This is a genomic window from Corynebacterium sp. HMSC074A01 (assembly GCF_001831515.1).
In the GTDB taxonomy this organism is placed as follows: domain Bacteria; phylum Actinomycetota; class Actinomycetes; order Mycobacteriales; family Mycobacteriaceae; genus Corynebacterium.
On sequence record NZ_KV825615.1, the window covers coordinates 312,710 to 331,248 of the forward strand.

The 18,539-nt window shown below is 67.5% G+C and carries 16 protein-coding genes; 2 read left to right on the forward strand and 14 right to left on the reverse strand.

The genetic code is table 11. The features are described from left to right. Positions 1-7: 7 nt before the first annotated feature. Genes HMPREF2550_RS05225 through HMPREF2550_RS05240 form a run of 4 tightly spaced genes read right to left on the reverse strand, consistent with a single transcriptional unit; the run spans position 8 to position 4,228 of the window. Positions 8-610, reverse strand: a complete 603-nt coding sequence (locus tag HMPREF2550_RS05225; RefSeq protein WP_070763427.1) for a histidine phosphatase family protein — start codon at positions 608-610, stop codon at positions 8-10. Beyond that, positions 603-1,934 carry a glutamate-1-semialdehyde 2,1-aminomutase gene (hemL, locus tag HMPREF2550_RS05230; protein ID WP_070790117.1) on the reverse strand — a complete coding sequence of 444 codons (1,332 nt, stop codon included), beginning with the start codon at positions 1,932-1,934 and terminating at the stop codon, positions 603-605. Before hemL ends, HMPREF2550_RS05225 begins: the two co-directional genes overlap by 8 nt. 25 nt (positions 1,935-1,959) lie before the next feature. After that, a complete protein-coding gene (locus HMPREF2550_RS05235) occupies positions 1,960-2,673 on the reverse strand; it encodes a DedA family protein (RefSeq protein ID WP_038588055.1) in 714 nt (237 codons plus the stop codon). A gap of 46 nt (positions 2,674-2,719) precedes the next feature. Further along, the gene (locus HMPREF2550_RS05240; RefSeq protein ID WP_141760526.1) at positions 2,720-4,228 is read right to left on the reverse strand and encodes a CAP domain-containing protein; all 1,509 of its coding nucleotides are present in this window, start codon (positions 4,226-4,228) and stop codon (positions 2,720-2,722) included. A gap of 59 nt (positions 4,229-4,287) precedes the next feature. On the opposite strand from HMPREF2550_RS05240, the gene HMPREF2550_RS05245 reads away from it, so the two are divergent. Further along, a complete protein-coding gene (locus tag HMPREF2550_RS05245) occupies positions 4,288-5,598 on the forward strand; it encodes an MFS transporter (protein WP_070763434.1) in 1,311 nt (436 codons plus the stop codon). A 101-nt stretch (positions 5,599-5,699) separates the two neighbouring features. Here HMPREF2550_RS05245 and HMPREF2550_RS05250 read toward each other — a convergent pair whose 3' ends face one another. The 10 genes from HMPREF2550_RS05250 to HMPREF2550_RS05295 form a co-directional block, all read right to left on the reverse strand. Continuing rightward, the gene (locus HMPREF2550_RS05250) at positions 5,700-7,082 is read right to left on the reverse strand and encodes a protoporphyrinogen oxidase (RefSeq protein ID WP_070790121.1); all 1,383 of its coding nucleotides are present in this window, start codon (positions 7,080-7,082) and stop codon (positions 5,700-5,702) included. Positions 7,083-7,099: 17 nt separating this feature from the next. Continuing rightward, the gene (gene hemE / locus HMPREF2550_RS05255; RefSeq protein WP_070790123.1) at positions 7,100-8,146 is read right to left on the reverse strand and encodes a uroporphyrinogen decarboxylase; all 1,047 of its coding nucleotides are present in this window, start codon (positions 8,144-8,146) and stop codon (positions 7,100-7,102) included. 25 nt (positions 8,147-8,171) lie between these two features. Continuing rightward, complete coding sequence (locus HMPREF2550_RS05260; RefSeq protein WP_070764550.1) at positions 8,172-10,733, reverse strand: heavy metal translocating P-type ATPase; 2,562 nt, start codon at positions 10,731-10,733, stop codon at positions 8,172-8,174. Between the two features lie 9 nt (positions 10,734-10,742). Beyond that, the gene (locus HMPREF2550_RS05265) at positions 10,743-11,240 is read right to left on the reverse strand and encodes a hypothetical protein (protein ID WP_070790125.1); all 498 of its coding nucleotides are present in this window, start codon (positions 11,238-11,240) and stop codon (positions 10,743-10,745) included. Between the two features lie 9 nt (positions 11,241-11,249). Continuing rightward, positions 11,250-11,861, reverse strand: coding sequence for a hypothetical protein (locus tag HMPREF2550_RS05270; RefSeq protein WP_083317141.1), 612 nt, complete (start codon positions 11,859-11,861; stop codon positions 11,250-11,252). A 5-nt stretch (positions 11,862-11,866) separates the two neighbouring features. Further along, entirely contained in the window at positions 11,867-12,874 is a 1,008-nt protein-coding gene (hemB, locus tag HMPREF2550_RS05275) for a porphobilinogen synthase (protein ID WP_070790226.1), read from the reverse strand. A 24-nt stretch (positions 12,875-12,898) separates the two neighbouring features. Further along, the gene (locus HMPREF2550_RS05280) at positions 12,899-14,617 is read right to left on the reverse strand and encodes a bifunctional uroporphyrinogen-III C-methyltransferase/uroporphyrinogen-III synthase (RefSeq protein ID WP_070764547.1); all 1,719 of its coding nucleotides are present in this window, start codon (positions 14,615-14,617) and stop codon (positions 12,899-12,901) included. 197 nt (positions 14,618-14,814) lie between these two features. Continuing rightward, positions 14,815-15,699 (reverse strand): hydroxymethylbilane synthase, encoded by an 885-nt coding sequence (hemC, locus tag HMPREF2550_RS05285; protein ID WP_070764546.1) that lies wholly within the window; start codon positions 15,697-15,699, stop codon positions 14,815-14,817. After that, positions 15,699-17,024 (reverse strand): glutamyl-tRNA reductase, encoded by a 1,326-nt coding sequence (locus HMPREF2550_RS05290; RefSeq protein WP_083317140.1) that lies wholly within the window; start codon positions 17,022-17,024, stop codon positions 15,699-15,701. Before HMPREF2550_RS05290 ends, hemC begins: the two co-directional genes overlap by 1 nt. Before the next feature lie 57 nt (positions 17,025-17,081). Next, the gene (locus tag HMPREF2550_RS05295) at positions 17,082-17,321 is read right to left on the reverse strand and encodes a glutaredoxin family protein (protein WP_070764544.1); all 240 of its coding nucleotides are present in this window, start codon (positions 17,319-17,321) and stop codon (positions 17,082-17,084) included. Positions 17,322-17,407: 86 nt separating this feature from the next. On the opposite strand from HMPREF2550_RS05295, the gene HMPREF2550_RS05300 reads away from it, so the two are divergent. Further along, positions 17,408-18,448: an HAD family hydrolase gene (locus HMPREF2550_RS05300; protein WP_070790126.1), complete on the forward strand. Its 1,041-nt coding sequence runs from the start codon at positions 17,408-17,410 to the stop codon at positions 18,446-18,448. Positions 18,449-18,539: the final 91 nt, after the last annotated feature.

The following is an 18,539-nucleotide window of genomic DNA, read 5'->3' on the forward strand; positions in this document are numbered from 1 at the left end:
GTACCTCTCAAATCTTCTCGGCGGGGGTGGTATACGACCAGTCAACAACAACGTCGCCGTCAAACACAAGTGACGTCACGCTGGCCAGATCGCACTCGCGGCTCGCGTGCGCAAGACGTTTGCCCTGCACGTAGCGCTGCACCATCACGATGGGCAGCTGGTGGCTCACCATCACCGCCTCGTGGCCTTCCGCTTTGTCTCGGGCATCTTCTACCGCGGCGCACATGCGCTCGCAGATATCCACGTAGGCCTCGCCCCAGCTCGGTTCGAAGGGGTTAAGCATGTGCCGCCAGCGCACCGGGTGCAGAAGCTGGCTGCGCCATCCCTTCGTGCGCAGGCCCTCGAAGGTGTTGCCCGCCTCGATAATGTCCTCGCGGGTCTGGATCTCGAGCCCGGTGACCTCCGCGATCGGCGCGGCCGTCTCCTGGGCGCGCTCCAAGGGACTCGCCGCCAGGTAGGTCACGTCGCGCCCGGCGAAGAATTGCGCGGTCACCGCCGCCATCGAGCGGCCCCGCGAGCTTAGGTGGTAGCCGGGCATGCGCCCGTAGAGTACCTTCTTCGGGTTGTAGACCTCGCCGTGGCGCACGAGGTGGACAGTGGTTTTACTCACTCGGCGCCACCGCCTGCGCGGCGGCCTTGGCCGCAGGCACGAGGGCTTCTTCGATGCGGCCGAAGTCCTCGTCGGTCAGCGCGGTGGAGACGAACCAGGTCTCGAACGGGCTCGGCGGGGCAAACACGCCGTTGTCCAGCAGGGCGTGGAAGAACGGGGCGTAGCGGAAGGTATCCGCCGCCTTCATGTCGGCAAAGTTGCGGCCTTCGCCTTCGGCGAAGCGGAAGGACAGCATTGTCGACGCGCGCTGCACGTGGTGCGCCACGCCCTCGCGCTCCAGCGCTGCCGAGACCATGTTCGCCAGCGTGTCCGCGTTACGCTGCAGCACCGGGTAGATGTCCTCCGAGGCCAAGCGCAGCGAGGCCATGCCCGCGGCCATCGCCACCGGGTTACCGGACAGGGTGCCCGCCTGGTAGACGGGGCCGTTCGGGGCGAGACGCTCCATGATCTCCTTGCGGCCGCCAAAGGCAGCTGCCGGCAGGCCACCCGAGATGACCTTGCCAAAGGTGGTCAGGTCACCGGCGACGTTGTCCACGCCGTACCAACCGGCATACGAGGTGCGGAAGCCCGTCATCACCTCGTCCAGGATGAGCAGCGCGCCGTTGGCGTGCGCCACCTCTTTCAGCTTCGCGTTGAAGCTGTCCTGCGGGGCGACCGTGCCCATGTTGCCCGCTGCCGCCTCGGCGATCACCGCGGCGATCTCGCCCTCGTTCTCCGCGAACGCGGCCTTGACCGCCTCAATGTCGTTGTACGGCACCACGATCGTGTCTGCGGCCTGCGCGCCGGTCACGCCCGGCGAGTCCGGCAGCGAGTACGTCGCAATACCCGAGCCTGCAGCGGCGAGCAGCGCGTCGACGTGGCCGTGGTAGCAGCCGTCAAACTTGATGATCTTGGACCGGCCCGTGTAGCCGCGCGCCAGGCGCACCGCCGACATCGTCGCCTCGGTACCCGAGTTGACCATGCGCACCTCCTCCACCGAGGTACGGCCCACGATCATCTCCGCGATCTCTACCTCCGCCTCAGTCGGCGCACCGAAGCTCAAGCCCTTGGCCATCGCCTCTTCGACCGCCGCGAGGATCTCCGGGTGCGCATTGCCGTGGATCATCGGCCCCCAAGAATTGATGAGGTCGACATAGGCGTTGCCGTCGACGTCGATAAGCGAGCTGCCATGCGCACTCTCAATGAAGCGCGTCTGGCCGCCCACGGAGCCGAAGCCGCGCACCGGCGAGTTCACCCCGCCCGGCGTGGTCAGCTGCGCGCGCTCCCACAGCGCGGCGGAGCGGGAGGTATGAGCGGACGTTGGGTACTTGGCCGAAGTAGTCATACCCGCCAATCCTAGGCCATTCGGCTTACTTGGCTTGTTTGCCCTGCCTGCGGAAGATGCCAATGAAGATGACAACCAGCAGACCGATCGCGATCCAATTCGCCACCCGCGCGTACTGCTCCAGCACGAAGACCACCGGCTCGCCAATCGACCAGCCCAGCGCGAAGTAGCCCAGCGACCAGATCGTCTTGGACACGAAGTCCAGCACCAAGAACTTCCACAGCGGCATGTTTGTCATGCCCATCAGCACAAACACCACAAACGCGATCGGCAGTGGGATCGGCACGTACGCCAGGAAGATGCCCAGCCAACCCAGCTTCATCGCCCACTGCTCCACCCGCGCAATATTCTTCGCGGTGCGCTTCGAATTCTGGGCCTGCACCTCCAGGATGCCGCGGCCCCATAGCTTGCCGGCCCACCAGTAGATCCAGTCGAACTTAATCGCTACCAGCGAGCCAATGAGCAGGTAGAAGAGCCAGTGCTGGGCCTCGCCTACCGACGCCAACGCGCCCGTCGACGCCGCACCAATCCGCGAGCCCGTCACCGCCAGAAGAATCGGCGGGTCCAGGCCCAGTAGCCAGGCGCGCAGCGGGATCATCGCCAGCCCGAACAGGCCGACGAAACCGAACCAGCCCAGGCACCAATAGTCAGCCTTGGTGGGCTTCTCGTTCCAGGGCATGCCTGGCTGCTCCCACCATTCCTGCTCCGCCTGTGGGCCGGTGTGTTCCTCGCTCGACATAGGCAGGAAGTCTACCTATTTGCGCGCTGCTTGTTAGAACTGCTTGTTAGAACTGCGGGAGCAGCCCCGGGTTCAGCGCCACCACAATCCCGATTACTGCGAGCAGGCCAAGTACCACCCCGGCGATGATGCCACCGGTCGAAGAGCCGTCCTTGTCCGCGCCGGTCAGCTTCGCGCACTCCTGCTTCACCGGCTGGTACGCGGACTGGGCTGCCTCGGTCTTCGCGCGGGCCTCGGCGGCGGCAGCGCGGGCTGCCTGGGCTTCCTGCGCGCGCGTGGTTACGACCTGCTTCGCCTCATTAAGTGCTTCCGCGGCCGCAGCCTCGCGGGCGGGCTGCGCTTCCTTCGCGGCGGCGAGCTCCTGGGCGCGCGTAGTCACGATCTGCTCCGCCGCGTCCAGCGCGTAGGCCGCCTCGAGGATCTGCTGCGCGTCGGTCACCTCGGCCTCGCGCTCGTCTAGCGCCTGACGCTTGGCCGCGTCACCATGCTCGATGGCGTGGACGAGCCCGTCGTAGTAGGTGTTGAAGCGCTCGGTGTACTCCGCAACCGAATACGTTGTCTCCGGCTTCTGGTCGTAGGCGAAGGTCTGCGCGTGCGCCACGGTCCACGGGTAGCCGTCGTGGTAGAACTCCTCCGTGTTCACCGCAAAGCCCGTCGCGCGCATGTCAGGGTTCACCAGTGCCATGTAGTGGCCCGCGCCTGCAGAGAACGGATCCCTACCCTGCTGTTGCGCTTCGAAGTAGATCGGACGTTCGCGGTGGAACCACCCGTCGAAAGGATTCTCGTAGTTCCACGACAGGTTGTCCCACCCGTTATCCGAGTGCCCGCGCGGCAGCTGCTGCGACCAGTTGATGTTCACCTGCGCCTGCGCCATCAGGACATCCGCGACCGGCAGCGCGGGCTGTCCGTCGCTTTCCCGCAGCTCGTTCGCCTCCGGCAGCCATGCAATCGCTGCCTTCATGTTGTCCAGATGCGTCGCGTCGTCAGCCGCACCGATGCGCGTGTCGTCAGCGATGCGGTACCCGGTCTGCCCGCTAAACGGGTCCTGCTTGGGGTAGCGGTAGTCCGTGTGCAGCTCGGCGACCGCATCGTCGGCCCCCATCGCCTCAAAGAACCCGAGCGAGCCGCGATCAAACTGCGCCTTCGCCTCAGCCTTGCTCTCCTCGAGCGCGGTTCGCGCAGCTTCCGCGCCCGCCTTCGCGTCCTCGAGCCCCTTGCTTGCCGACGCCACCGTCACCCCCTCCGGCACCGCACCCTTTGCCGCATCACGCTCCTTGGTCGCGGCGTCAAGCGCGCGCTCGGCATCCGCGACCATGTTCGCGCTGGCGGTGCGCTCCTGCTCGGCTGCGTCGACGTCGCGCTGCGCCTGCGCGAGTGCCTCCTGCGCTGCACGCTCGGTGTCCTCGGCGGTGCGCTGTGCGCCGGTGGCGTCCTGCACGGCGTCGATAAGCGCGACGCAGCGCTCCTGCGTCACTGGCTCCGCCGCCGCCTGCGGTGCCACCATGATTGTGGCCGAGCAGGTCGCGGCCAACACGAGTCCCAGATGCTTCTTCATACCAGCAGATTAGCAGTCGTTACCCAGCCGCGCCCAAGGTGTGGTCTAGAGTTTCCTCCATGACACAGGCACTTACCCGCACGCAACGCCTCGACCGGCTCCCCGTCACGCGCAAGCACAAAAAACTCCTGTTCGGATCAGGGATCGGCTGGGCACTCGACGCGATGGACGTCGGGCTCGTCTCCTTCGTCATCGCCGCGCTCGCCGTGCACTGGGATCTGGAGAAGACCACCACCAGCTGGATCGCGTCCGTCGGCTTCATCGGCATGGCCATCGGCGCCTCCCTGGGCGGACTCGCCGCCGACAAGATCGGGCGGCGCAACGTCTTCGCCATCACCCTGCTGCTCTACGGCGTGGCCACGGGCGCCTCCGCGCTGGCTGGCTCGGTGGCCGTCCTGCTCGTCTTCCGCTTCCTCACCGGCCTCGGGCTCGGCGCGGAGCTGCCCGTCGCCTCCACGCTGGTCAGCGAGTTCGCGCCGCTGAAAGTGCGCGGACGCATGGTGGTGTGGCTCGAAGCGTTCTGGGCGGCGGGCTGGATCCTGGCCGCGATCATCGGCACCTTCGTCGTCGCCGAGGGCGAAAACGGTTGGCGGTGGGGCCTGGCGCTCGGCGCTGTTCCTGCTGCGTATGCGCTGTACGTGCGCATGCAGCTGCCAGAATCGGTGCGCTTCCTCGAATCGCGCGGCCGCGAGGAAGAGGCAGAGGCGGTCGTGCGCAGCTTCGAGGAGGGCGTGGCTCCGGATCAGTTGGCCAGTGTCTCGGTTCCGGATGAGTCTGTGAGCACCAGCACCCACATCTGGAGCCCCGAGCTGCGCGCCCGCACCGCTGCCTTCTGGACCGTGTGGTTCTGCGTCTCGCTCGCCTACTACGGTGCGTTTACTTGGATCCCTTCACTGCTTGTCGACCAAGGCTTCAGCCTCGTCCGCTCCTTCAGCTTCACCCTGATCATCACGCTCGCCCAGCTGCCCGGCTACGCCCTGGCGGGCTGGCTCATCGAGGTCTGGGGACGCCGCACCACCCTCGCCGTCTTCCTCGCCGGCTCCGCCGTCTCCGCCGGGCTGTACGGGTTCGCTGCGGTGCCCTGGCAGATCATCACCGCCGGTTGCCTGCTCTCCCTGTTCAACCTGGGCGCCTGGGGAGCCCTCTACGCCATCGGCCCCGAGCTCTACCCCACCCAGATCCGTGCCACCGGCACCGGCGCTGCCGCGGCCTTCGGGCGTGTCGGCTCTATTCTCGCGCCGCTCATCGTCCCGCCGGTGCTGGCGTTTGGCGGCCACGCCGGCGTCTTCGCGGTCTTCGCCGCCGCGTTCACGGTGGCGGCGGCAGCGGCGTTCGTCCTGCCGGAGCAGCAGGGCAAGCCGCTGGGGTAGGTTGCGTCGGTGGTTGGGCTAAATGACGAACACACCTTGACGAACAAGTCCAAAAAATCGGGTTGTTCGACCTGCCGTGTTCGTCAAATAGCGCCGACCCCCTACACCAACCCGCGGGCCGCCTCTCGCGCGTTGCCGATCGCAGCGGGCACGCCCACGCCCGCGACCCAGGCACCGGCGACGCCAACGCCCGGGACATCCGCGAGCGCGTCTTTGACGCTGGCCACCGTGGCGAGGTGTGTTTCGTCGTAGCGCGGCAGGCCGCCGAACCAGCGCTGCACGAAGATCTCCTCCACGCCAGCAGCGCGGCCGTCGAAGCCGGTGATGGTCTGTAGGTCGTCGAGGGCCCAGTCCACGAGGTCGTCCTCGCTGGCGGTCATCGCCACGGTGTCGCCGTAGCGGCCGAAGCTGGCGCGCACCAGGGCCCCGCCGCGCTCCGCGAGGTGCGGCCACTTGCGCGAGGACAGGGTGAACGCCTTGGCGTGGACGTCCTCGGCGTCGGTGCTGACGAGAACGCCGGAGTTTTCGGGCAGACCCTCGTCGGTGGCGAAGCGCAGGCCGACAACGGCAGAGTTGGCCAGTTTGACGGCGCGCAGCGTCTCGGCCGCTTCCGGGGCGATGCCGCGCAGCAGCAGCGCGGTCGTCGGTGCTGGGGTGGCGAGCAGGACGCGGTCGTAGACGGTGTCCTCGCCGCCCTTGAGGCGGTAGCCCTCGCCCTCGCGGGTGATCGCGGAGATGAACGCGTCGACGTAGATGTTGGTGCCGGACTTTTCGGCAAGCGCTTCGTAAAGTTCCTGGTAGCCCTCACGGAAGGTGGCGAAGATCGGCGCGGGCTTGCCGGATGAGGGAGCGGCCTTCTTGCGCGCCGCCTCCAGGTTGGCCACCGCGGTGGACAGGTGCACCGGGCCGTCGGCGGCGAGCCGGTCGAACTCCTCGGCCAGCTGCGGCACGGTGGCGCGCACGCCCAGGTCGTCCGCAGTGCACGAGTAGACGCCGCCGAGCAGGGAGGACACGATGTTGTCCACCACGTCGTCGCCGTAGCGATCGCGCACCAGGGCGCCGACGCTCATATCGCCGCCGACGGTCCACGCAAAGCCCTCGCGCTGCCCCTCCTCGTCGATGCGCCGCGCGGTTTCCTCGCTCACCAGGTGTGAAACCGGTTCCGAGGTAGACGGGATGCCCATCACGCCGCCGGCCGGCATCGCGCGGGTCTCGCCGTCAACGTAGAGCAGCGAGCGCAGGCCGGAGGGGCTGACGAGGGAGTCGGCGAGCCCGAGCTCGTCGACAAGCTGCTTGGCCTCTGGGCGACGCGCGATGAAGGCTTCTGCGCCCATGTCGGTCGGCCCGCCGTCGAAGGCCACGGTGTAGAGCTTGCCGCCGATGCGGTCGCTGCCCTCGTAGACGTCCACGGTGTGGCCGGAATCGCGCAGCTCATACGCTGCGGTCAGCCCGGCAAGGCCTGCACCGACGATGGCGATATTCAATGGAGCGCTCCTTACTTTTATGCTTCGTGGATCATGGCGACGGCGTCGGTGATCGCACCGGCGTCGGTGGTCGGCAGCACGCCGTGGCCCAGGTTGAAAATGTGGCCGGTGGCGTTGCCCGCCTCGATGGCGCGGGCGGCCTCCGCCTTGATGCGGCGGACCTCCTCTTCCACCACTTTCGGTCCAGCGAAGAGCATCGCGGGGTCAAGGTTGCCCTGCAAAACGCGCGGGGAGGCGAACCGGGTCGCGGCGACGTCGAGAGGCACGCGCCAGTCCACGCCCATCACCTCGGAGCCGGCCTCGGACATCGCGCCGAGCAGCTCGCCGGTGGCCACGCCGAAATGGATGCGCGGGATCACGCCCTCGACTTCCTTGAGGATCTCCACCGAGTACGGCAGGACGTGCTCGCGGTAGTCGGCCTCGGTGAGGAAGCCGGCCCAGGAGTCGAAGAGCTGCATCGCGTCGATGCCGGCGTCGACCTGCGTGCGCAGGAAGGCAGTGATCGTGGGCACGAGGCGGCGCATCAGCGCGTGCCAGGTCTCCGGATCGCCGTGCATCATCGCCTTGGTTTTCTCGTGGTTCTTGCTCGGCCCACCCTCGATGAGGTAGCTGGCCAGCGTGAACGGCGCGCCCACGAACCCGATCAGGGCCTGGGTGTCGGAAAGCTCGTCGAGGATGATCTCGATGCCCTTGGCCACCTCGTCCACATTGTGGTCGAGCACGGGCAGCTTATCGACGTCCGCACGCGTTGCAATCGCCTGCTCCATCACCGGCCCACGACCCGGCACGATCTCCACGCCCACCCCGGCCGCCTTCAGCGGCACCACGATGTCGGAGAACAAAATCGCCGCGTCCATGTCGTGGCGGCGCACCGGCTGCAGCGTGATCTCGGCGAGCAGCTCCGGCATGAAGCAGGAATCGAGCATGGGGATGCCCTCGCGTACCTTGCGGTACTCGGGCAGGGAGCGGCCGGCCTGGCGCATGAACCACACCGGGGTGCGCGAGGGGGTGCGGCCGTTGGCGGCCTCGATGAACGGGGCAGAAGAAAGGTCGCGTCTGGTCATGGTCCCCCAGCTTACGCGGGAAAAATTAGGCCGGGAAATGACGCACGCGGACCGAACGCAACTCGATGGCTAAAGAGCTGCCCAACATCAGCGCCGTCGCACCCACCGGAGGCAGCACACCAGCGATGGCGAGCAGCACCGCGACCAGGTTGTACGTCCAGGCGACCAGCATGTTGGAGTCGATCGTGCGGCACACCCGGCGCGCGAGTTCCACCAGTTGCGGCACCGCGGTCACATCGCGGCGGATGAGCAGCACGTTACACAGCTGATCCACCTTGCCGATTTCGGCGCCCAGGATGGAGTCGTCCGCGTACAGGATGCTCACGTCGGCCACGCGCAGGGTGCGCGCGGCGGAGTGGTCGCCCACCATCGCCACGGTCGCGCCCTTCGTGTGCAGGGAACGCACTGCGTGGGGCTTATCCGGCGCGGTGATGCCGGCGAGCACCTTGGAGATGCCCAGGAAGTCGGCGAAGCGGCGCGCCACCGGGTAGGTGTCGCGGGTGAGCATCACGGTTTCTACCCCGATGGACTCGAGTCGGTCGATCGCCGAGATCGCGTCCTCCTTCGGCGGGTCGTACAGGGTGATGACTCCGCGGTCGCGACCCTTCCAGCGCACCACGACGGGTGTGCCCCCGGCCGTTGCCGCCAGCGAGAGTCGACCCTTGAGCTGCGAAAGGTTCGTCGGGCGCCACAGCATCGCCTCGAGGTTCTCGGTGTGCTGATCCTCGTAGGTCAGCGTCAGGCGGCCGCGCACAGAGCCGTCCGGGGTGGTGTCCTCCTGGGTCAGCTCGATCCAGCTCGGCCCGCCGTCGTCCTTGTCGCGCTTGTCGCGCGCCTCGCGTGCCGCCTTGACCAGCGCGCGGGAGGAGGGGTGATCGGACTCGACCGACAGCGCACCCGCGATGGACAAGACGAGGTCCGGGTCCTCGCCGTACTCGGCGGTGACCGTCTCCACCGTCATCGTCGGCTCCACCAGTGTGCCTACCCGGTTAAACACCGCGGTGTCGGTGGCCTCCAGGATGCGGAAGGTCGAACCGTCACGCACGAGGATGCCGTTTCGCGCCGCAGACTCAATGCCCAGCCGGATCGCCAGCGCCGTGGAGATGGCAAGTGCGACCGGTGCCACCACCGCGAGGATCGCCAGGGCCGTGGCAAAGGCGGCGTTTAAGTTACCGGTGAGCAGCCACCACATGCCGAAGTCCAGCACGGCCAGCACATAGGCCGCCGGAATGAGCATGCTCGCCGCCTGAGTAGAGATCATCGTGGTCGCGTTCTGGTGGTGCGAGGCCCGCTCAAGCCAGCGGTTCACCGTGGACAAGCGGGTGGCGTGGCCCACGCGGGAGACGCGCATCTTCACCTTGCCCTTGCGCAAGATGGAGCCGGCGTAGACTTTGCTGCCGACTTTGAGCTTGCGGGACTCGTGGGCGTCGATAAGCTCTGGCTCGAGCAGGCCCGAACCACCGACGACCTCCCCATCCGCCGGGATGATCGCGCCCGGGACGATGACGATGTCGTCGCCGCGGTTGATCTCTGCGGCCGGCAGCGGCTCCTCGATCACCTTGCCGCTGCGCGAGCGGCGGCGCACCATGTACTCCGACTCTGCGCCGGGCGCGCGCACGGAAAGCTCCTGCTGCAGGTGCGGGCGCACGCGCATGCTGAAGAAACGGCCGACGAGCAGCAGCGAGGTGACCGCGCAGGCGACCTCGAAGAACAGCGCCGGTTCTTCCACCATCCGCAGCGGGAGCCAGCCGCCGTAGTTGCGCCAAGAAAGCTTGCCGACGTCCGTAAACACGAGCACCGCGGCGGACCAGACGTAGGAGGCGAGAATCGCAATCGAGCTCGCGCCGTCCAGGGCCGAGATGCCGCGTCGCACCCCGCCGGCCATCGCGCGGTGGAAGGGGAACGCGCACCACAGCGCCACCGGAGTAGTCAGCGCGAAGCAGAGCCAGTGCCACCCGTCGAATTGAAGCGCGGAGACGTAGGTGAGCAGCAGCACCGGCAGGGTGAGCAGGACCGCGACCCACATGCGCAGCGGGGTGACCAGGTCGCGGGCGGTAAAGAGCACGTCCTCGCGCTCGCGCAGGCGCCGCGCCGCCTCGCCTGAGCTGCGCACGAATCCTTGGGCGCGGGCGCGGCGCAGACTCAGCTGTTCGTCGCGGCGCAGCCTCCGGCGACGGCCGCTTAAGCCCCGCACGCTGCGGCGTGGGCTGGGTCGCGTCGCCGCCGCCCGGCCGAGCACGCTGCGGCGCAGGGTGGAGTCGGTGAGCTTGGCCGTGACCCCGAAGCGGGCGAAGACGTCCTCCAGTTCCACGATCGGTGTGGTGCTAGGCACCGTCACCCAGGCGGTCTTCGTGCTGTACACCAGGCGCGCCGAGACCCCCTCGAGCGCCTCGAGTTCCTCCTCAATGTCTTTGAGCTGCGGGGCGTCTTCCAGCCCCTCCATCTCAAAGGCGTAGGAGGTGTTCGGATACTGCGGGTTGCCGTCCGCGCCGATGCGCGGGGTATCTAAGTCGATGCCGCATTCGCGCGCCGCCTCGCGGGCGGCGTCGATGGATTCTTCCAGCGCGGCGTGCTGTTCTGCAGACACTTCCTTTTCTTACCCTTCCACGCTGCGCCAGAGGTCACCGCTGCGCTCGTCCACGTACGCGTTCGCCGCCGGGCGGAACGCCAAGAACAGGGCGGCAACCAAGACCAGGGTCACCGCAAAAGCGGCCCAGCCTGCCACGCCGATGAAAAAGCCGGCCATGTTCACAAACACGGCAACGGCGACCGCCGCGGCGAAGACGCGGCGCGGAGCCTTCGCGCCGCGTTCGAAGAAGGCCGCGCACCCGGCGATGGTCAGCCCGAGCAGGATATCCAGCCCAGCGACGATGCGCATGTTGGTAGTAAAAGCCTGCGCGAACTCCGCGTCCGCGTCCTTCGGTGCGCCGCTGGCGAGCATGAGCATGCCGGTCAGCAAGAGCAATACAGCACCGGCGAGAGCCACGTAGTAGGCGGCGCGCAGGCTGGCGGGCCAGGTAGGGCCTACCTTCCCGTGAAAACGCCGGTTCCTGTCGTTGGGGTCAGCAACGAAGGTGGGAAACATTCCCGCCATGTGCGCTCCTTACTCACCATCTCCGCTGGGCTCGTGTGTCTTCTTCGGCTCCACCCAGTCCACCGATTCCTTCCGGGTAGAGTAAACCAGCCCGAGCACGCCCGCGACACCAAGGATGATTTGGATCACCCCGTCCGCGGCGTAGAGCGCCACCGGCACAGTGGCGGAGGCCGGCGTCATCATAAACAGGGTCAACACGCGCAGCCCAAAGAAGGCGGCGAAGATCTGTAGCAGGCGGCGCGCGTTCGACGCCCACTTCCCGCGCTTAGCCACCGTCCGCAGCGCGTAAGCGAACACGCCCAGGATGACCAGCTGGATCAGCGCCATGAGCACCACCGAACCGTAGATGCCGAAGGTGAGCATCGCGTCGCTTAGCTCCTCGCCCCGGCCCTCGGCGGCCTGCTTCGCGCTCTCGCGCAGCGCCGCCGGGTCGAGGACTGTGACCACGACGGTGAGGATCTGGTGGAGCAGCTCCCCGGCGATCATCACGGCCCAGCAGGTGAGCATGAAGCGCACCGCCTCCGGCGGCGCGCCCTTCTTCCCCTGCGGGTCAGGCTGCGGCGCCGCCGCCGGGGCGATGTGGCTGGGCGACTGCGGGTTGTGTGGCGGGAGGCTCACCATAGGCGTTACCGAACTTCCTTTGCTGCCTCGATGGCGTAGTAGGTGAGGATCTGGTCCGCGCCGGCGCGCTTGATCGACACCAGCGACTCCATCATCGTCTCCTCAAAGTCGATCCAGCCGTTGCGCCCGGCAGCGGCCATCATCGCGTACTCGCCGGAGACCTGGTATGCCGCCACCGGCACCGGGGACATGTCGGCGACCTCGCGCAGCACGTCCAGGTACGGCAGGGCGGGCTTGACCATGACGAAGTCTGCACCCTCGTCGATGTCCAGCTGCGTCTCCAGGATCGACTCGCGGATGTTCGCCGGGTCCTGCTGGTAGGTACGTCGGTCGCCAGTGAGCGAGGAGCCCACCGCATCGCGGAAGGGACCGAAGAACTTGGAGGCGTACTTGGCGGAGTACGCCATGATGGAGACGTCCTGGTAGCCGGCCTCATCCAGCGCGTCGCGGATCACCGCGATCTGGCCGTCCATCATGCCCGAGGGGCTGACGATGTGGGCACCGGCCGCGGCCTGCGCGACGGCCATCTTGGCGTACAGCGGCAGGGTTTTGTCGTTGTCCACGATCTCGTGGCCGTTGCGGTCGGTGCTCAGCGCACCACAGTGGCCGTGGTCGGTGAACTCGTCGAGGCAGGTATCCGCCATAATCAGCAGGTCGTCGCCGAATTCCTCGCGCAGGGCGCGCAGGTTGCGGTTGAGTACCCCATTCTCGTCCCACGCGACCGAGCCGGTGGCGTCTTTATCCTCATCACGGGGCACGCCGAACAGGTCGACGCATTTCACGCCGGCCTCGAGCGCCTCGTGGCACAGGGCCTTCAGCGTGTCGGTGGTGTGCTGGTAGACGCCGGGCATGGACGCGATCTCGCGCTTGTCCTCGATGCCGTCGGCGACAAACATAGGCAGGATGAAATCCGCCGGGTGCAGGCGCGTCTCCGCCGTCAACGCTCGCATCGCGGGGTTCTGGCGGAGGCGGCGGGGGCGGCGGGGCAAATCGTAGTCAGACATGGCCCCCATCATAGGCCCCGCACCTTTTCGCTCCTACTCGCCGGAGGCTTTCGCCGGCTCTGCTTTCCGACGGATGCGGCGCTTCTTGCGCGGCGGCGGCAGCTGGCCGGCAGCGCGGAGGGAGGCGACGTGGTCCGCCAGGGCGTCGATAAGCGAGGGCACATCGGCGACCTCGGGCACAACATCCACGCGTAGGCCCTGCGCCTTGGCCTCCTCGGCCGTGTACGGGCCGATGCAGGCGATGATCGTGCGCTGGTGCGGCTTGCCCGCAATACCCACGAGGTTCTTCACCGTGGACGCGGAGGTAAAGCACACCGCGTCGAAGCCGCCGGTCTTGATCATGTCGCGGGTCTCCGGGGCCGGCGGGGCGGCGCGCACCGTGCGGTAGGCCACCACGTCGTCGACCTCCCAGCCCTTCTCCACCAGGCCGTCAACCAGCACGTCCGTGCCAAGGTCGGCGCGCGGCAGCAGCACGCGGGAGACCGGGTCAATGTCCTCGACGTACTCGGGGAAGATCTCCACCATGCCCGCGGCGTTCTGCTTCGTGCGGTGCGGCACCAGCTCCGGGAACATGCCGAGTGCGCGCAGCGCGTCGGCGGTCTTCTGCCCTACCGCGCCCAGGTGCACCCCGGCAAAGGCGCGGGCGTCCAGGCCCAGCTGCTCGAACTTCTTCCACACCGCGTCGACCGCGTTGACGGAGGTGAACAGCACCCACTGGTAGCGGCCCTCCACGATGCCCTTGATCGCGCGGTCCATCTGCGCCGGGTTGCGCGGCGGCTCCAGCGAAATCGTCGGCACCGACTGCGGGATCGCGCCATAAGAGCTCAGGCGAGCGTTCATCGGGCCCGCCTGGCTCTTCGCGCGCGGCACGAGCACGCGCCAGCCGTACAGCGGACGGTTTTCCCACCAGGAGTACTTCGAACGATCATCAGCCACGGTGCCCACTGTAACCACCAGCGAACCGGGCAGCTCCGCATCCAGCTTGCCCACTGTCTCCAGCGTGGCGTCGAAGGTGCGCTGCAGGCGGGTCGTGCCGTTGGTGGTCACGGCCACCGGCGTGGCTGGCGACATGTCGCGCGCGAGCAGCTGCTCGGCGAGCTCACCCAGCTGCTCCTTCCTCGCCTGCAGCACCAGCGGCTCGGGCGCGGCGGCGAGCATGTCCCAATCCACCTCTTGGCTCAGGTCGGCCTCGGTGTACGTCGAGCCCAGCGCGATGCCTGCAAAGGAGGGTACCGTCGACGGCAGGCTCATCCCCGGCACCACCTGGAACTCCAGCCCGGCGGCGGCCACGGCGGAAATCTCCTCCATGACCTGGTCGCGGGTGAGCGGGTTGCCACGCACGAGCCGGAGCACGTCGCCGTCGCCGGCCTCGCCGCGCTCGATGGCAGCAGCGGCCTCGTCAAGCGCTGCTTGCAGCTTTGCGACGATCGCCTCCCCGGACAGCGCGACCTCCTCGATCTCCGCCGCGGTCGGGTCCTCGGGGCGCGGCGGCTTACGACGTGCACCTGCCTCCTTCGCTTCAGCAACCAGGCGTGCATAAGCTTCGTCGGCTGCGTCCATCTTCGCCTTCGGCACAGGCAAAGCGGCAGCGACGACGTCTCGGGCACCCTGAGCGACCTCCGGATCAACGAGGGCGATAGAATTGTTTTCCATCACCTCGCGAGCCCGCACGGTGAGCAGGTCAGGGTTGCCCGGTCCCGCACCGACGAAGATGACCTTCCCCGGCGGGGGCGTAATCGAGGGCAATGTCATAGAACGATCTTTTCTAAGGCGCGAAAAATAGTGGCCCCGGCGTATCACACGTGCGCACGCGAAAAGCGCGCAGCATGCAAGGAGCCACCCGCACACACCTTCCGGTGCGCTGTGTGGCCCCCAATTGCGTCGGGGCTATCCGACGTATGGTAACTACACCTTAAGATGGAAGACCGCTGAAAACCAAACTCGTGACACTATTCCATCAGTGCCCGGGCACCGCGAGCGAGCAGCGCCTCGGCTGCGCGAGCACCCACCTCGACGGCATCGGTGCCGGTCACGGTCTCAACGAGCTGGGTTTTTCCGTCGAGCGCGAACACCCCGGCGCGCAGGGTCAGCTCTCCGTTTTCCTTCCGCGTGGCGTACGCCGCAACCGGCGCGGTGCAACCTGCTTGTAGCGTGGCGAGCACCTGTCGCTCGGCGGCCGCGCACGCGGTCGCGTCCTCGTCGATGAGCGCGTCGAGCGCGCGCACGTTGTCCGCGTCGTCGGCGCGGCACTCCACGGCGAGCGCCCCCTGCGCCGGGGCAGGCACCAGCGTGTCCGGGTCAAAGACCTCGGTGGCGCGGTCCGCGTACCCGCCGCGGCTAAGGCCGGCATACGCCAGGATGATCGCGTCGAACTCGCCGCGCTCCACGTAGCTCATGCGGGTCTCAATGTTGCCACGCAGCGGGCGAATGTCCAGGTCGGGACGCAGCGCGCGCAGCTGCGAAACGCGCCGTGGCGCGGAGGTGCCCACCTTTGCCCCCTGCGGCAGCTGCTCGAAGGTGAGGCAGTCGCGGGCGATGAGCGCATCGCGGTGGTCCTCGCGCTCCGGGGTGACCAGGTGCAGGCGCGTATCCGGAGCGGTGGGCAGGTCCTTGAAGGAGTGCACGGCCATGTCCACCTCGCCGCTAGCGAGCGCTTCGCGCAGCGCCGTGGTGAACACGCCGACGCCGATGCGCTCCACCGGGGACATGTTCACGTCGCCCGCGGTGGTCACGATGTGCAGTTCGGCCTCGACCCCGTTTGCAATGAGCGCGTCGCGCACGTGCCCTGCCTGCGTGGTGGCGAGGTGGGATCCGCGGGTTCCAATCTTCAGCATCATTTCTCCTTCGCGTTCAGTTCTTCCGGTCGCGGCAAACGCTGCGCGTCCACGGCCACCGACGACCGGCCGAGCCCGAAGAGCTCCTCAATCGCGGTCTCCACACTGACCGTCTCAGAGGTGGCGGCCAGCTCCTTAATCTTCACTGTCGGCGTGTGCAAAAGCTTATCGACGACACGCTTCACCGCCCTGGCGACCTGCCCAAATTCCTCCTCGGAAAGCTCGGGCAGACGCGCCCGCAGGCGCTCGAGCTCCTGCTCTTGGACCTCGTTGGCGGTCCGGCGCAGCCGGGTGACCGCGGGCGCGACCTCACGGACGCGCTGCTCGGAGCTAAACGCGTCCACCTCCTCGCGCACGATCGCCTCGGCTTTGACCAGGGCGCGCGAATCCTCGCTGTCCGCATCGCGCAAGGAGGCGTGCAGGGACTCGATGTTGACGAGGTGGACGCCCTCGCGCTCGGTCACCGCGTCATCGATATCGCGCGGCAGCGACAGGTCCACCAGCATCGTCGGGCCCGAGAGGTCCTCCGGGGTGATGGTGAAGTCGTCCGAGGCGGTCGCGGACACCGTGATGTCGGCGCGGCTGATCGCGCCTGCGCGGGCGTTGAAGTCCACCACCTCGGCGGCCACCCCCGCCTCGCGCGCGTGTTCCGCCACCCGTTCTGCGCGCGAGCGCGTGCGGTTGGCGATGATCAGCCGGTCAATCCCCTGCTTGCCCAGGTGCGTGGCGGCCAGCGAGCTCATCGCCCCGGCACCCAGCACGAGCGCGGTGCGGCCTTGAAAGTCCTCGATGTCAAGGATGCGGCGGGCCTCGTCGAGGGCGAAGGTGACCATCGAAGCACCCGAGTCATCAATGCTGGTCTCCGAGTGGACACGCTTGCCCGTGTGCAGCGCCGTCTGCGCCAGCGAGTGCAGGGTCGGCCCCACCGTGCCACGCTCCGCCGCATCCAGGTAGGAGGCGCGCACCTGGCCGATGATCTGCTGCTCGCCCACCACCATCGAGTCCAGGCCCGCGGCCACGGTGAACATATGCTCCGCGGCTGCGTCGGCGTAGCGCACGTACAGGTAGCCGCGCAGCTCAGCCTCCGGTACACCGGAGACCTCCGCGAGCACGCCGAGCACGTCCTCCACACCTGAGTGGAAGGCCGTGGACACCGTGTAGACCTCGAGCCGGTTGCAGGTGGAAATAATCATCGCCTCGGTCAACGATGGCTGCTTCACCAGCGACGCGGCGGTATCGTGCTGCACCGTCTCGTCCATGCTCAGGCGCTCCAACAGCGCCACCGGCGCAGAACGGTGCGACATCCCTACGACGAGCACACTCACACAATCACTCCAGTCAGCCCTTCCGCGGCCAAGAAAATCAAACTAAAGGATACCCCGCTACGAGTTCAGTTCCGCGACGAGGTCATCCGAGTCGACCTCCCAGCACGCAAACTCCTCATCGTCGATCACCACGACGGGGACGCGGTCGCCGTACTCGGCGGCGAGCTCGGGGTCCGAGTCGACGTCGACAAGCGAAAGCTCCGCGCCGCACTCGCGCACCAGCGGGCGAATCTGCTCCGCCACGCGCACACACGAGCCGCAGCCCTCGCGCACCATCAGCTCCACATGCTTGCCCATCCGCTTCCTCCTGACTGATTGCCTACCAAGCGGTACGATGTTCCAAGCTAACACCCACAGCGAAAGGTACAGCGAAAGGTGAGGACATGAGCGAACACGGCGATCTGCTCGCCGCGTGGTCCGTCTCCCACGGCAACCTGCGGCGATTCATCGAGGATCTCGCCGTGCCCCCGCTTGACGACGAAGCGCAGCGCACCGCCGGCGAAGCAGCCGCAGCCGCCGCCGTCGAGGAAACCTTCGGCCTGACCATCGACGACTTCGCCCTCGGCGTCGACTCCGTCGGCGGGGCGTTCGCCACCGCGGGCGCATCCAAGATCACCCCGCCCGACCCGGACGTACCGCAGGACGCCGAAGCCGCCGCCTTCTTCGACGTGGACAACACGCTCATCCAGGGCTCCTCGCTGATCCTGCTTGCCGAGGGGCTGGCCAAGCGTCGCTTCATCACCGCCGGCGAGCTCTTCCCCGCCCTGATCAAGCAGCTGCGCTTCCGGCTGCGCGGGGCGGAAAGCCACGAGGACATCGTCTCCGGGCGCGAGCACGCGCTGAGCCTGGTCAAGGGCAAATCTGTCAACGAGCTGCAGTCGCTGTGCCGCGAAATCGTCGACCGCCAGATGGTCAGCAAGGCCTACCAGGACACCATCGACCTGGCCTCCATGCACATCGCCGCAGGCCAGCAGGTGTGGCTGGTGTCTGCGACGCCCGTGCAGATCGGCCAGGCGCTCGCCGAGCGGCTCGGTTTTACGGGCGCGCTCGGCACCGTCGCGGAAGAGGAGGACGGCGTGTTTACCGGCCGGCTCGTGGGCGACATCCTGCACGGGCCCGGCAAGCGGCACGCGGTCGCCGCGCTCGCCGCCATCCAGCGCCTCGACCTGGCAAAATGCACCGCCTACTCCGACAGCATCAACGACCTGCCGATGCTGGGCATGGTCGGCTCGCCGGTGGCTATCAACCCGGATCGTGCGCTGCGCCGCCACGCCCGCGAGGCCGGCTGGGCGATCCGCGAGTACCGGCCGCTGCGCAAGCTAGCGCGCAACCGCGCAGTGCTTGGGGCCTGCGTGGCTGGTGTGGTTGCTGTTGTTTGCGGATTTGTGCGGCTCCAGGCGAGGCGTGAAAGATTCCACGTATGACCATTTAGCGACCTGGGCAAACGGGAAATCGGGGGACCCTTAACCCAAAAATAACCCCGCAGGTTTCCCTGCGGGGTGTTGTCATTAGAAC

Bases quoted from the DNA above. Each gene is read 5' to 3' on its own strand.
- hemL (WP_070790117.1), bottom strand. From the start codon at position 1,934: ATGACTACTTCGGCCAAGTACCCAACGTCCGCTCATACCTCCCGCTCC.
- HMPREF2550_RS05235 (WP_038588055.1), bottom strand. From the start codon at position 2,673: ATGTCGAGCGAGGAACACACCGGCCCACAGGCGGAGCAGGAATGGTGG.
- HMPREF2550_RS05240 (WP_141760526.1), bottom strand. From the start codon at position 4,228: ATGAAGAAGCATCTGGGACTCGTGTTGGCCGCGACCTGCTCGGCCACA.
- HMPREF2550_RS05245 (WP_070763434.1), top strand. From the start codon at position 4,288: ATGACACAGGCACTTACCCGCACGCAACGCCTCGACCGGCTCCCCGTC.
- hemE (WP_070790123.1), bottom strand. From the start codon at position 8,146: ATGACCAGACGCGACCTTTCTTCTGCCCCGTTCATCGAGGCCGCCAAC.
- HMPREF2550_RS05265 (WP_070790125.1), bottom strand. From the start codon at position 11,240: ATGGCGGGAATGTTTCCCACCTTCGTTGCTGACCCCAACGACAGGAAC.
- HMPREF2550_RS05270 (WP_083317141.1), bottom strand. From the start codon at position 11,861: ATGGTGAGCCTCCCGCCACACAACCCGCAGTCGCCCAGCCACATCGCC.
- hemB (WP_070790226.1), bottom strand. From the start codon at position 12,874: ATGGGGGCCATGTCTGACTACGATTTGCCCCGCCGCCCCCGCCGCCTC.
- HMPREF2550_RS05280 (WP_070764547.1), bottom strand. From the start codon at position 14,617: ATGACATTGCCCTCGATTACGCCCCCGCCGGGGAAGGTCATCTTCGTC.
- hemC (WP_070764546.1), bottom strand. From the start codon at position 15,699: ATGCTGAAGATTGGAACCCGCGGATCCCACCTCGCCACCACGCAGGCA.
- HMPREF2550_RS05295 (WP_070764544.1), bottom strand. From the start codon at position 17,321: ATGGGCAAGCATGTGGAGCTGATGGTGCGCGAGGGCTGCGGCTCGTGT.
- HMPREF2550_RS05300 (WP_070790126.1), top strand. From the start codon at position 17,408: ATGAGCGAACACGGCGATCTGCTCGCCGCGTGGTCCGTCTCCCACGGC.